The organism is Paenibacillus marchantiophytorum, from assembly GCF_014640555.1.
In the GTDB taxonomy this organism is placed as follows: Bacteria; Bacillota; Bacilli; order Paenibacillales; family NBRC-103111; genus Paenibacillus_E; species Paenibacillus_E marchantiophytorum.
In genome coordinates this window covers 15,279-29,085 of sequence record NZ_BMHE01000024.1, presented here as the reverse complement: position 1 = coordinate 29,085, position 13,807 = coordinate 15,279, and the positions used below count along the sequence as shown (strand labels likewise).

Here is a 13,807-nt window from a genome sequence, read left to right as displayed (position 1 = left end):
AACGCGGAGTTATTCCAACTGCCTCTCGCGGAAGTAAAGGAACTACGATACGCTATTCTAGCTAAAAGTGTCATTTTCGGGAGGGTGAGGGAACTACAGTACGCTATTTTGCCGTTTCATGGGAATTTTTAACGTTTTCGTGGAAATAAGACCCTGTAGTTCCGCTATTACCCACGCATCCCTACTTTTTGCCTAATTAGCGTCCTCTAGTTCCCTTACAAGGTTTTGCCGCTAAGAAGAGACTGATCTCTCAGGGCGGCAAAGCCGCTTTTCTTATTAGGAAAGAGGAATTATATGGACGGGGGGTGCAGCTTTGCATGCATATTCAAACAGTAAGAGGCCCTGTCGCCATGCAGGATTTTGGTTTTTGCCACAGCCATGAACACTTGTTTCTTGCTCCTGGGCAGCCTTCTTCTTTAAATCCGGCCCTGTGCCTTGACGATTACCACCTAAGTGTAGAGGAACTGCTTCTCTTTCAAAGCTGCGGAGGCCGAGCTGTTGTTGATGCCCAGCCTTTGGGCTGCGGGAGAATCGAATCGTGGTTAATGGAAGCTTCGATTCGCACAGACATTCATATCGTTGCTTCGACGGGCTTTCACAAACTTAGCTTTTACCGGGATGACCATTGGATACGAAAATACGAACAGGACCGGCTTATTGAACTATTCGTGCATGAACTTACAGAAGGCATGTTCCTTGGCACGGACCTCGGGGAACCGATTAGCTGCATGACCGCCAAAGCGGGTGTGATCAAAACAGCTATGGATGAGGAGCGAATGAACGATCCTGATAAAAGGTGGTTTCACGCTGCTGCGTATGCCGCAATTCAAACAGGCGCACCTATTCTTTGCCATATTGAATCCTATACACAGGCTGAAACGTTGGTGAATATGTACTTGGAGCTCGGAGTTCCTGCCGGGCAAATCATCATTTGTCATTTAGATCGTAAGCTGGATCAGTTAGCCATGCACCGTAAACTCGGGGAAATGGGTGTTTATTTGGAGTATGATACGATAGCTCGCTACAAATACCACTCGGATGAGGAAGAAGCGCTTCTTATTCGTCAAATGATGGACTGGGGGCTGGAGAAGCGAGTTTTACTAGGTCTTGATACAACCAGGGAACGCATGAAAAGCTACGGTGGGAAAATCGGTTTGGACTTTATTAGCCGGCAATTCATTCCTTTATTGAAGCACACCGGGGTTAGCGAGGAACAGATTCGCATAGTGATGACGGACAATCCGGCAAACGCGTTTGCCTTGAAAGCAAGTAAACCCATATCGGCTAATTAGGAGGCAATTCATCATGGAAAAAGAACTGATTATAGCTAAAATCAAACAAGGCGGCTTAGTCGCTGTTGTAAGGGCAGAGGATGAGAAGCAAGCTGAGCAGATTGCGATTGCGTGCATGGCTGGCGGTATTAAGGCCATTGAAATCACCTTCACGATACCTGGTGCGGAGAGAATCATCGCCTCGCTTGCCCAAAAGTTTGATCCACATGAATGCCTGATTGGAGCTGGTACAGTGCTGGATGCTGAAACGGCCAGAACCGCTATTCTGGCTGGAGCGCGGTACATCGTGAGCCCTTATTTGAATATCGACACGGTAACGCTCTGCCACCGTTATCGGGTGCCGATCATGCCAGGAGCAATGACGATTAAAGAAGTCGCCGAATGTTTGGAAGCTGGCGCGGATATCATTAAGGTGTTTCCGGGTGAGCTGTTCGGACCGGCCTTTATTAAGGCAGTCAAAGGTCCGCTGCCACATGCTCAGCTTATGCCGACTGGCGGCGTGACGATTCAGAATGTCTCGCAATGGATGGAGGCCGGAGCTGTCGCGGTTGGCGTAGGAGGAAGCTTGACTGCGGGAGCCAACACGGGTGATTACCAGGCTATTACGGATACTGCTCAAGCCTATATGGCGTTGATTAAGAAGGCTCAATCCAAGGGATTGGCAGTGCCTATCTGATCATCTGGCTTGCTTGGAGGTAGGGAGATGCATTGGTTTTCAATTATAGGAATTGGTATCGCTGCTAACTTGGATAATTTGGGGATTGGTCTTTCATTTGGTGCTCGCTCTACAAGGGTTCCATTGATATCGAATTTCGTTATTGCAATTCTTTCGATGATTGCTTCTTATACCTCCATTGCCTTAGGCGATGTAATTTCACAATACATTCCTGGTGAGATTACGAATTGGGGTGGGGGAGCCTTTCTCGTAATTATTGGGCTTTTTGCAATCAAGGCGGATTTGAAAAACAGCTCAAATCAGCACCGTCAGAATGGCATCACTTCTTTACTACATAGTCCCAATAAAGCTGATCGCGATGGAGATAAAGTAATTTCATGGAGGGAGTCTCTTACTCTCGGAATTGCGCTTGCGCTAAATTGTGCTGTTGGTGGATTTGGAGCTGGCATGACAGGATTATCTCCAGTCATGACGACGATATCCATTGGTATATTCTCGTTACTAACCATACATATTGGAGTTCGAGCAGGTCAGCAACTGGCTAGAACATGGCTTGGCAAATGGTTTAATCGAATAGGTGGTATTTTTATAGTTCTGATTGGATTGTATGAAGTGTTTGTATAGTGCTGGTTGCCTGTACGATGCTTATAGACGAGAAAATGGCTGCTTTTGCGATTTAATGAACTGGATTGGCGTTATCGAGCAGCTTTTAGGCGGAAAGGTGATTGTTTTCTTGAAATAGCGCATCTGGAAATCGTTAGATTTTCAGAATGAGCGATTTTAACCGAATAAAGGGTATTGAGTTCGTTAGGAAACTTGGTTTCCCTCAAGGTACATGGACCGGGTGACCTATCCGTGGGCTAGGTTTTTGCACAGGAGATGCCGATTTGGCAGGCTCCACTACCGTGGTCAAAGACGGCAATCTCACAAATCCCCCCCCAATTCGTTCTGGGGGGTTATTTTCTATAGACAAATGTTATAAATTAACATATTATTATGTTTGAAAACAACTTAAAAAGTTATAAAAAAACATTCATTTAAGGGAGTGTATGGCATTGTCGCTAAAACCAAGATTAAACCGAATGTTTAGTGAGCAAGGAAAATGCTTTGATGTAGCTGTTGATCATGGCTTTTTTAACGAGTATGGATTTCTAGCTGGCATTGAGAATATGAAACAAGCGATCGCGACGATTGTGGAAGCAGGTCCGGATTGTATCCAACTAAGCATTGGGCAGGCTGGGCATCTCCAGTCGATCCCTGGCAGCCAGAAGCCTGGACTTGTGCTGCGTACAGATGTAGCGAATATTTATGGAAGTACGCTGCCGCGTTTCTTGTTTAGCGAGCTTATGGATAAGGCAATTGAGCAAGCCGTTCGAATGGATGCTGTGTCGGTTTGTGTCAATCTTTTGTTACTGCCTAATCAGCCAGAATTGCACTATCAATGTGCTAAAAATGTTTCTATTTTAAAAACAGAATGTGAAAAATACGGCATGCCCCTTATGGTAGAACCCTTAGTTATGCTGGCCAATGAAGCAAAGGGCGGTTATATGGTTGATGGTGATATACATAAAATTTTACCGCTGGTTCGCCAAGCTGTTGAATTGGGCGCAGATGTGATTAAAGCAGATCCTTGTGACCATGTAGAAGAATATCACCGCGTCATTGAAATTGCTTCTGGGATTCCAGTACTTGTGCGAGGCGGCGGAAGAGCCAGCGATGAGGAAATTATGACCCGTACCGTAGAATTGATGAAGCAAGGCGCGTCAGGCATTGTCTATGGCCGCAATGTGATTCAGCACCCGAATCCAGCTGGTATGACCAAAGCATTGATGTCCATCGTTCACCACGGCAATTCCGCAGAGCAGGCTCTTGCTAGTTTAACTTCATAACATCCCAAAGGAGATTATCAAAAATGTCGAAAAAAATCATACGCTTTGGTGTTATTGGCTGCGGTTTAATGGGGAAAGAGTTTGCAAGCGCGGCAGCCCGCTGGTGTCATCTTACAAATGTTGATTTTGAGCCGAAGATTGTGGCTGTATGCGATGCGAATTCGGCTGCGACGCAGTGGTTTCAGGATAACATCCCAAGCGTGGAGGCAGCTTACACAGACTATAAGGAGCTGCTTGCTAATCCTTCTGTAGACGCCGTTTATTGTGCGGTTCCACATCATCTTCATGCGCAAATCTATATCGATATTATCGAGTCAGGCAAGCATTTGCTGGGTGAAAAGCCGTTTGGCATTGATCAGGAAGCAAACCGACTCATTTCAGAAGCCATTATCAAATATCCCAACGTCATCGTTCGTTGCTCCTCTGAATTTCCCTTTTATCCGGGAGCTCTACAAATCTTTCAATGGGTCCATGAGAATAAATTCGGTAAAATTATCGAAGTCGAAGCGGGCTTCTGGCATTCCAGCGATCTCGATCCGACCAAAGTGATTAATTGGAAAAGGCGAATCGCGACGAATGGCGAATATGGATGCATGGGGGATTTAGGGATGCATGTTCTGCACCTGCCTATGCGGTATGGCTGGAAGCCGAAGTCCGTAAGGGCCTTATTGTCCAAAATCGTACCCGAACGACCAGATGGAAAAGGAAACATGGTGCCCTGTGAAACGTGGGACAATGCCATTCTTGCCTGTGATGTTGAAATGGAAGGCCAACAGTTTCCTATGATTTTATCAACGAAACGGATTGCCCCGGGCAATGCGAACACGTGGTTTATTCGGATAACAGGTACGGACTTCTCGGCAGAATTTACTACGAAAAATCCTAAGCAGGTAGCTTCCTTACCTTATAAACCGGGTGGAAATCAAGCGTGGCATGTCGTGGATGCGCCATATAAATCAGCGTACGGCACAATTACTGGAGGTATCTTTGAGTTTGGCTTCTCGGATTCGATTCTCCAAATGTGGGCAGCTTTCTGTGATGAACTGGCGCATGGCAAGGATACACAGCAGCCTTTCTACTGTGCAACGCCAGAAGAGGCAGCAGGAAGCCACAGGATTTTTACAGCAGCGTTGGAATCGAACCGGACAGGGCAGACGATACCGATTAACTGGAGGGATTAGCTTTGAGTCAGAACGAGGCGGAAGTGATCATTGCTGGACATATCTGCTTGGATATTATACCAACGATCTACGACAAACAATCTGGGATGGATGCTTATCTGGTTCCGGGTAAGCTCGTTGATATTGGTCCAGCGGTTATTTCAACGGGAGGCGCAGTTTCCAATACGGGAATTGCGCTTCACCGTCTAGGCAGTCGAGTGAAGTTAATGGGCAAGATTGGAAATGACATCTTCGGTGAAGCCATTCTAATGATTTTGAGACAGCATGGTGCATCCTTAATTGATGGTATGATCGTGTCTCCTGATGAGCACAGTTCTTACTCTATTGTTATTAGTCCTCCGCATATAGACCGGACCTTCCTGCATTCGACAGGAGCCAACGATACGTATTCTGCGGGAGACCTAAGACCTGAACAGCTCAAAGGTGCGCGCTTGTTTCATTTTGGATACCCGCCTTTAATGCGCAGGATGTATGAGGATGAAGGCAATGAATTGGCTTTATTGCTTAAGAAGGTCAAGGAAAGCGGGTTGACCGTATCGCTTGATTTGGCGAAGCCTGACCCGAAGTCTGATGCAGGCAGGGCTAATTGGCGTGCTATATTTTCCAAAGTACTCCCATATGTCGATGTGTTTATGCCCAGCTTTGAAGAAATTCTTTATATGCTGCACCGTGAACATTACGATCAACTATTGCAAGAGGCTCCGTCTGGAGATCTCTTACCTTTTGCGAGTGGAACTCTACTATCTGAAATTTCGGGAGATTTGCTGGAAATGGGTGCTGCAATTGTCGTACTGAAATTAGGAGAGCATGGCTTGTATGTGCGAACAACCTCCAATCATAGCCGTCTTTTGGCTATGGGACTTTGCGCGCCAGCTCAAGAGCATTTCAGAAATTGGACGAATAGTGAGTTACTAACTTCTTGCTATAAGGTGGATGTTGCGGGGACTACTGGCGCTGGCGATTGTACGATAGCGGGATTTTTACTTGGACTAATGAGGGGGGTAACTTTGGAGGATTCACTCCATACTGCTGTCGGCGTCGGTGCATGTAATGTTGAACAGACAGATGCGACAAGTGGCATTCCAGATGGATCAGTAGTATGGAGTCGAATCAGCGGCGGTTGGGCAAAACGTGAAATGAAGCTTAATCTGCATAATTGGACTTTGAATGAGCAAGGCTTATGGAACGGACCTCATCACAAATCTTAGGCCTTGCGAAACGGTGAAAGTAAACTTAAGGTTGATCCTAAAGTGAGTTCTAGGGATAATAGAGTCATTGAAGAAAAGTAACGGGGGCTCTCCATGACGAATAACCAAACCATCAACCAACGACAGCAGCAAATTCTGGATCGAATGGCTTTAGACGGCGAAGTTAAAATAACTGAGTTGAAAGATATGTTTGACGTTACCGAAATGACGCTGCGCAGAGATCTGGAAAAGCTTGAATTCATGGGACTGCTTAGGCGCACATTCGGTGGCGCTATTCTCGTTGGCAAGGATATCGAGCTGCAGGTCCGTACTGGTTTTATGATGGATGAGAAGATGAGAATTGGCTTGCAAGCCGCTCAGCTAGTTAAGTCTGGTGATTCTATTTTTCTGGATGGCGGTTCAACAACACTGCAGGTAGCCAAATATTTGAAGCCAGATATGAATATTACCGTTGTGACAAATGCCCTGAATATTGCCGCTGAGCTTCAAGGAAAGCAAATATCCACAATCGTCGTTGGAGGCATGCTTCTGGATAAAACATCGACCTTGGTCGGTCCTATTGCGGCAGGTTCCATTGCTCAAATGGCGTTTGATCGTGTCTTCATTGGTACCACTGGCGTGTCAGTCAAGCATGGATTCAGCAACTCTAATATGCATGAAACAGAAATTAAACGGCTTGTCATCAAGCAGGCTTCAGAAGTGAACATTGTCATGGACCATACGAAGTATGGCATGAGGGATTTGTTTTCGTTCGCGTCACTGAATGCTGTGGATCGAATAATCTCAGATCGCAGTCCTGAGGAGGACTTGACGGATAGGCTAAAGGATGCCTCTGTAGAAATCGTAGTTGTTTCTCCGTAATATAAACGCCTTTTTTTCTAGTCAGATGCGTGTTTTACGAACAAGCTCCCTAAACTCAGAGGGGCTTTTTCCTGTTGAATTTCTGAAAATTCTACTAAAGTAATGTTGGTCTGAATAGCCGACGATTTCTCCTATTTTTCCGATATCATAGGTAGGGTTTTCTTGAATCAATCGCTTGGCTTCTTCTATGCGTAGTTTGATTAAAAATTTAAGGGGAGTTTCCCCATAGTACTTTTTAAATGATTTAGAAAGATAGGCAGGTGTGAAATGGTATCTTTGAGAAATGTCCTCAATATTTATAAATTCGGTAAAGTTCAACTTCATATACTCAGCGATTTGATGCATGAGTTTCTGAGTACCCATGTCTTCATCTTGCTTAACTGTAAGCATACTTTCAATAATTTCCCAAACATCTTCGAAGATACTTGGAAAGTCGGAGGAAATAGCAAGTTTCTCATATAACCCATATTCGAGTTGATAGAGTTCTTCCTCAGATAACTTGCCTGTTTGTAGGTGTATGTTTCGGATTAATTGCATAGTTGCTATCTCCAATAATCGTTGTGGGTATTTCAAGCGATCCCAGTTAAGAAGCAGATGAAAAATCTCCTGTTTCAAAAGAGCCTTCTCCCCAGATTGCAGAAAAGAAGTCATCTTATTACGAAGTAACGGATTAATGGAAATTGGTGGTTTTTTGGGGTTGCTCCCATTCGTCAGTGTAATAACACGGGAAGTTCCAATACATAATTCATAATCGAGCTTAAATCGAAGAGCTTGAGCTTTCTCCCAAATGCCGCTGCGTTGAATAATGGCGCCACCGTGACATAAATTCACTGGATGCAAAGGTGATTTGTCTACTAGTTTCTGTTGAATCTCTTCTGCAAGATGAATGATGTCTCTAGGCTGTCGATTGCTTGCTGAAATAAGGAGGAATTTCTGGTTCGGTGTTTTCTCATCAATGATCCACCACGGTTCATTCTCTTGCAAAGAGCTTCTGAGAATATCATTCAGTGGTATTGATGACCAATTGTCATGAAAAATAGTCGTTAGTGATAAGGCTGTGATAGAAGGGCACAGGTTCCCGATACAGAGTAGAAATAGGATAAATTCCTCGTTATGAATAGCGATTGTTTCTGAGAGGGACCCGGAAATATCAGAGGTCAATATATGTCTGACGGTGATGGAGTCATTCATTTCCAAGCTAGTTCTAATATTACTTAAGCAATCAATTAATGCTTCCAATTTCAAGGGTTTAAGCAAATAATCCCGAACCCCGAGTTTCATAGCAGATTTCGCATATTCAAATTCACTATATCCACTTAATATGACGATATGGATTTCCGGGTTATCGTTTCTTAGTTGTTTGATCAACGCTAAGCCATCCATTTTGGGCATTATAATGTCAGTAAATACAACATCAGGTTGAAGTGAATGAATGATAGTCAGAGCTTCTAGTCCGTTAGAGGCGGTGCCAACAACTTCAAAGGGAAGCCCAGAATCTGCAATCTTTTGTACGGTGTTTCTACGAATTTTATGTTCATCCTCGACGACAACAACGCGGCGCTTCGTTAATTTCGACATTTCCTAATCCCTCCTAGTGTTTGATGGAAATGGTAACAACCGCACCACCCTCCGGGTGATTACTCAAAGTAAATCGTAATAAGTCTCCAAATAATAGGGTTAATCGGCTATAAATATTGAGAAGTCCCATGCCGTTAATTTTTAAATTTGGGATTCTAACTAAAGGATCTGTTTTCTCAAATTGCTCCTGTAAGTGAACAATTGCATCCGCATCAAAACCTTGTCCGTTGTCCCGAATCGTTAATTCCCATCCGCCTGGTAACGTACGGCCAACTATCGTGATGATCCAAGGCGGATCAATATGAATGGCATATTTCATACAATTTTCCACGATGGGTTGAAGCATTAATTTAGGTACATCCAGGTCAAGAAGTGAGTCCGATACATCGATATGAACGACAATATCATCTTCGTATCTTAGCCTCATCAGGTTTAGATAGCTGCGTGTATGCTCCAGCTCTTCTCTAAATTTTACTGGAGCTGCATGTTCAGAAGAAATATATCGCAACATGGCAGAAAGGTTTTCACATACCTCAACAATCGATTGTTGACCATTCTCTTCGGCCATAATACTAACATTCGTGATGGTGTTGTAGAGGAAATGAGGATTCATTTGGGCTTGTAAGGCGAACATGCGAGCTTCAAGCTCGTGAGCACGTGAAGCAATAGCTTCTTGTAACGACTCTTGCAACCGTAATCGCATGTCTAGAAATGAGTAGTTTAGCTGCTCTAATTCATTTAAGTGGCTTTGGCTTTCAATGGGTTGGGATAGTGTGGGAGATAAAGAAGTCAGACTTAAACTCCGAATGGATCTATGAATTTTTTTAATCGGCGTCGTTAATGTTTTGGACACCATATAGGAAATAAGCAAGGTAATCAAGATGGCTATCAGGCCAAAGACAAGGATCACATTTCGAAAGGTTGTTACAGGTTTCAATAATAGGTTTTTCGACTCTGCCGCTATTACGGTCCATTCCGAAAAATCGGAATATTTGTAAGATATCATATCCTGACTTTGGGTGTTTGCGTTTTTAATAATAAAATTGGAGGTATTTGTATGTGTAAGAATGCTTTCCCAATATAACTGTGCGGTTTGCGTAGTTTCCATAGGGTAAATTAAATCACCATTTTTATTAAAGACATATACGGTGATCTCTTGGCCTGCTTGGGAATCTGGTTTTACTAATGCGGATTTAATGATATTTGAAAAAACATGATAATCTTGTTGAATCTCAAGAATACTAGTTTCTATCTCGCCCCAACTTGGTGAAAAGGCTCTGCTTAATGAGATCACTGTTGGTGTTTTCAAATTCCAAACATCTTGTTTGTGAAGTGAAATCAGCTTTGTCCCATGATTCGAAAAGGCATTTTGTATCCATTGAATTTTTGCTATTTGCTCAGGTGAAATGATCGAAAAAACAGAGTTATCGCCAATATTTGCGAATTCACCACTCTTTTGGAACATATTGATTTGGGAAAATTCTTTGTTTAAGCCAATGATCGAGTACAAAATATCATTGAATTGGCGTTGTTGATCGATCGTAGATTTGTTTAATTGAAACATATCGGAGAAGAACAGTCGGTTAAGCGGTTTTGAAAATAAGAGTTTTTGGGAAGTGGAGTTCATAAATTGCAGCTGTGAATCAAATTCAGCCGTGATATGGCTTGAGACTTGATATAGCGATTCTGAAGCTTTATTTTCTAAAATTTTAGATATATAAACATAGAATGAACTAACAAAAACGAGTATAACAACAATGATCAGCAGGGAATAACTTAAGAATAGTTTGGATTGAATGGTTTTAAATTTAAACATGTAAAAACCCTTTCATCTTCCCGTATTTGATGAATAGCTAGGAAATGAAATCATTATATACACGATAGAACAAAAATGTCCACAAAGTGTAGCTTAATTCATCCATGTAACAATGTCGAAAATTGTTCTATGATAGTAACAAGGTAGGCCACCCCAATAAAGAAACACTAAAAGGAGGCGTCGATTTAACATGAAACAAACCAACAAATTTAAAACGATAAGCGGAATGTTGACGATATTGGCTTTGGTAGGTGTATTAGCAGGATGTGGAACTTCATCCTCCACAACAACGGAGACTACCAAACCAGCAGAAGCCACGAAATCGGCAGATCCGACGAAAGCACCAGCCAAAGGTGTAACGATTAAAGTGGCATCATCTGCTGGCTGGACCAGAGATATTGACAAAAAACTAGCTGAACAATTCAAAACTGAAACAGGCAATACGATTGAGTTCGTTATCTCACCGGACGATCAGTATACGAATGTCTTGAAAGCCAAATTCGCAACAGGTGAAGGTCCTGATATATACCTCACATCAAGCGGAGTAGCGATGAATGAATATTTACCAGATCAGCATGCGCTGGATCTTTCCAATGAGCCATGGGTTAGCAGATACACGGATTGGGCCAAAGCGGGAACTACCCGTAATGGTAAAGTTATCGCGTTGAATACCTGGTCAGTAGATGGATGGGGTTTACTCTATAACACAGCATTATTCGAACAAGCCGGGGTTCAAGTTCCAACGAACTATCAAGAATTTTTAAAGGTTTGTGAAATGCTGAAAGCGAAAGGGATTACGCCAATCTATGAACCAGGAAAGGCAGAGTGGCACCAAGAGACTTGGTTAAATACATTGGGAGCGATGATTGCCAAGAAAACGCCAGGCATATATGAACAATTCAATACAAACAAAGCCAAATTTGCAGACCAAAAGGAATTAGAAACAGGTCTTACGCAAATGAAGGAAATAGCGGATAAGGGTTATTACGGTAAAGACTTCATGTCGCAAACGTGGGAAAATTCGGTAGATGCAATGGGATCAGGAAAATATGCCATGATGCTCACATATTCCACTTTTCAGAATGAAGTCATTGCGAAATTCCCTAATAGTAAAGCGGATACATGGAAAATGTTTCCTGTTCCTTTAAGCGATAATAAATCATGGGCTACTTCATCAGGCGGGATTGTTCGCTCCATCAATAAAGATTCCAAAGTCATAGATGCAGCAAAAGCATACTTCAACTTCTTGGTAAAAGCAGACAATATTAAGGTCTATTATGCTGGAAGACCTGATTTAGGACCCACTTCATTCAAAGATGTTGAAGGTAAGTCAACATTAGCGTATTCGAGTGTCATGGCTAATGCCAAAGATGGAGCAGGGCTGGATTTTGAAGGCGGTGTTCAATTCTTTAATCAATCAACGATTGGTAAGGCTGTTCAAGACTTGTATTTAGGAGGAAAAACGCCAAAACAAGTACTAGAATCCATCGATGCTGACCGCGCAAAAATGTTTAAATAATTAAACAAGGGAGCTTGACGATTAGTTAATCTGATAATCCATCAAGCTTCCTTCTTTTTAAATTCAATTTGAAAGTCCGGGTGATGAAAGCATGCACATGAATAAATTGTATAGTCGCTTATTTGTAATTCCTGCCATTGTCTTATATACCCTTTTCTTTATTATTCCTGTCGCAGGAGGATTGTACTATTCGTTCACCGATTGGAATATGATGAGACCCGATATTGGATTCGTCGGATTGGATAATTACAAAGAAATATTTTCCTCCACAGGGCCCTATATGAAAAGCATTATTCATACCTTCTCGTTTACTTTTTTTACCGTTATTTTTAAAGTGCTGATTGGACTCTTTCTGGCCATTTTATTGAATGAAGGCTTGAGGACGAGAAACCTGCTGCGCATGGTTTTCTTCCTGCCCTACACGCTATCACCGCTCATTATTGGCATTATATTTGTGTCTATTCTTGGCCCCCAGGGTCCCATTAATGTGATCTTAAAGTTTATAGGTCTAGGTGATTTCACACGCAGCTGGCTTACGGATAAGAGTGTTGTACTTGCCTCAACGATGGGCGTGGAAGTTTGGCGAATGGTTGGATGGAATATGGTCATTCTACTCGCTGGGCTACAGACGATCTCCAAATCTTATTATGAAGCGGCTTCTCTGGATGGAGCGAATAAATGGCAGCAATTTATCTCCATTACACTCCCGTTTCTCACACCAGCTTTAACCATTGCGATTATTCTGAATACGATTCATGGACTCCGCGTATTCGAGATTATCTATGCGTTAACCAATGGCGGACCTGGCAACTTGACGGAAGTTATCAATACGCAAATATTCAAAGAATTTTCAATTGGTAGATATGGGATGTCAAACGCACTAGGGATAATTGCATTTCTGATTACACTTATTATTGCGTTCATTATGAAGAAGGTAGTTGCGGATGAGGAGGCAGATGCTTAATGACTAGAAATGCTGTTTTTCTAAATGTAAAAGAGATTCTTACTTGGCTGTTAAGCTTATCTGTCCTTATCCCTGTGTACCTGCTTATCATTAATTCACTCAAAACATCAAGTGAAGCGAATACGATGAATTTCAAGTTCCCGCATATCTTTCAATGGTCCAACTATGCGGAAGCCATCGAAAAGGGGAACCTTGTTCACTCCTTTTTCAATAGCTTGCTCATGTCCACTGTTTCGGCAGCAATCAGTATTATTGTTACCTCCATGGCGGCGTTCATACTAGTCAGGAACAAAGATAAATGGAATAAATTTATTTATAATTATTTCTTCCTGGGCCTGGTTGCTCCACTCAACTATGTATCGACGATTAAAGTGCTTCAAATGGTTCATCTGCAAAACACGTTTACAGGAATTATCTTGATATTCGCCACTTTAGGTATCCCCTTTGCGGTGTTTCTCTATTACGGATTCATCGGTAGTGTGCCGAGAGAGCTAGATGAGGCTGCCATTATAGATGGCTGCGGGCTAGGAAGACTGTTCTTTAGTGTCGTATTTCCCCTCTTAAAACCGGTTACGATTACAGGCTTTATCCTAAATTTCCTAGGGGCATGGAATGATTTTGTAACCCCATTGTACCTATTAAATCGACAAGAAAAATTGGGAATGATCAATTCGATATATAATTTTTTCGGAGTTCATTTTAATGACTGGAATATGATTTTTACCATTATTATTTTGACCGTATTACCTGTACTAATTCTTTATATTCTTGGCCAGAGATATATTATAACCGGTATGACTTCCGGTTCAGTAAAAGGATAGGA

General features: G+C 42.5%; 12 protein-coding genes. 10 read left to right on the top strand and 2 right to left on the bottom strand.

The window, feature by feature from the left end; translation table 11 throughout:
* Nucleotides 1-317: 317 nt before the first annotated feature.
* The 7 genes from IEY34_RS20960 to IEY34_RS20930 all read left to right on the top strand — a co-directional run bounded on the left by IEY34_RS20960 (nucleotide 318) and on the right by IEY34_RS20930 (nucleotide 7,107).
* Nucleotides 318-1,292, top strand: coding sequence for a phosphotriesterase family protein (locus IEY34_RS20960; RefSeq protein WP_189014792.1), 975 nt, complete (start codon nucleotides 318-320; stop codon nucleotides 1,290-1,292).
* A gap of 13 nt (nucleotides 1,293-1,305) precedes the next feature.
* Nucleotides 1,306-1,968 (top strand): bifunctional 2-keto-4-hydroxyglutarate aldolase/2-keto-3-deoxy-6-phosphogluconate aldolase, encoded by a 663-nt coding sequence (locus IEY34_RS20955; protein WP_189014790.1) that lies wholly within the window; start codon nucleotides 1,306-1,308, stop codon nucleotides 1,966-1,968.
* A 27-nt stretch (nucleotides 1,969-1,995) separates the two neighbouring features.
* On the top strand, nucleotides 1,996-2,592 hold the full coding sequence (locus IEY34_RS20950; protein WP_189014788.1) for a manganese efflux pump: 597 nt from the start codon (nucleotides 1,996-1,998) through the stop codon (nucleotides 2,590-2,592).
* Between the two features lie 425 nt (nucleotides 2,593-3,017).
* Nucleotides 3,018-3,857, top strand: coding sequence for a class I fructose-bisphosphate aldolase (locus IEY34_RS20945; protein ID WP_373291298.1), 840 nt, complete (start codon nucleotides 3,018-3,020; stop codon nucleotides 3,855-3,857).
* A gap of 23 nt (nucleotides 3,858-3,880) precedes the next feature.
* Nucleotides 3,881-5,038, top strand: coding sequence for a Gfo/Idh/MocA family protein (locus tag IEY34_RS20940; RefSeq protein WP_189014786.1), 1,158 nt, complete (start codon nucleotides 3,881-3,883; stop codon nucleotides 5,036-5,038).
* Between the two features lie 2 nt (nucleotides 5,039-5,040).
* A complete protein-coding gene (locus IEY34_RS20935) occupies nucleotides 5,041-6,246 on the top strand; it encodes a carbohydrate kinase family protein (RefSeq protein ID WP_189014784.1) in 1,206 nt (401 codons plus the stop codon).
* Between the two features lie 93 nt (nucleotides 6,247-6,339).
* On the top strand, nucleotides 6,340-7,107 hold the full coding sequence (locus tag IEY34_RS20930) for a DeoR/GlpR family DNA-binding transcription regulator (RefSeq protein ID WP_189014782.1): 768 nt from the start codon (nucleotides 6,340-6,342) through the stop codon (nucleotides 7,105-7,107).
* 21 nt (nucleotides 7,108-7,128) lie between these two features.
* Here IEY34_RS20930 and IEY34_RS20925 read toward each other — a convergent pair whose 3' ends face one another.
* Entirely contained in the window at nucleotides 7,129-8,685 is a 1,557-nt protein-coding gene (locus tag IEY34_RS20925) for a response regulator (RefSeq protein WP_189014780.1), read from the bottom strand.
* A gap of 13 nt (nucleotides 8,686-8,698) precedes the next feature.
* Nucleotides 8,699-10,501 (bottom strand): sensor histidine kinase, encoded by a 1,803-nt coding sequence (locus IEY34_RS20920; RefSeq protein ID WP_189014778.1) that lies wholly within the window; start codon nucleotides 10,499-10,501, stop codon nucleotides 8,699-8,701.
* A gap of 190 nt (nucleotides 10,502-10,691) precedes the next feature.
* Between IEY34_RS20920 and IEY34_RS20915 the strand changes: the two genes are divergently transcribed.
* From IEY34_RS20915 to IEY34_RS20905, 3 genes are all read left to right on the top strand, one after another.
* Nucleotides 10,692-12,020 (top strand): ABC transporter substrate-binding protein, encoded by a 1,329-nt coding sequence (locus IEY34_RS20915; RefSeq protein ID WP_189014776.1) that lies wholly within the window; start codon nucleotides 10,692-10,694, stop codon nucleotides 12,018-12,020.
* 91 nt (nucleotides 12,021-12,111) lie between these two features.
* Entirely contained in the window at nucleotides 12,112-12,984 is an 873-nt protein-coding gene (locus IEY34_RS20910; protein ID WP_189014774.1) for a carbohydrate ABC transporter permease, read from the top strand.
* Nucleotides 12,984-13,805: a carbohydrate ABC transporter permease gene (locus IEY34_RS20905; RefSeq protein ID WP_189014772.1), complete on the top strand. Its 822-nt coding sequence runs from the start codon at nucleotides 12,984-12,986 to the stop codon at nucleotides 13,803-13,805. Before IEY34_RS20910 ends, IEY34_RS20905 begins: the two co-directional genes overlap by 1 nt.
* The last annotated feature ends 2 nt before the right edge of the window (nucleotides 13,806-13,807 follow it).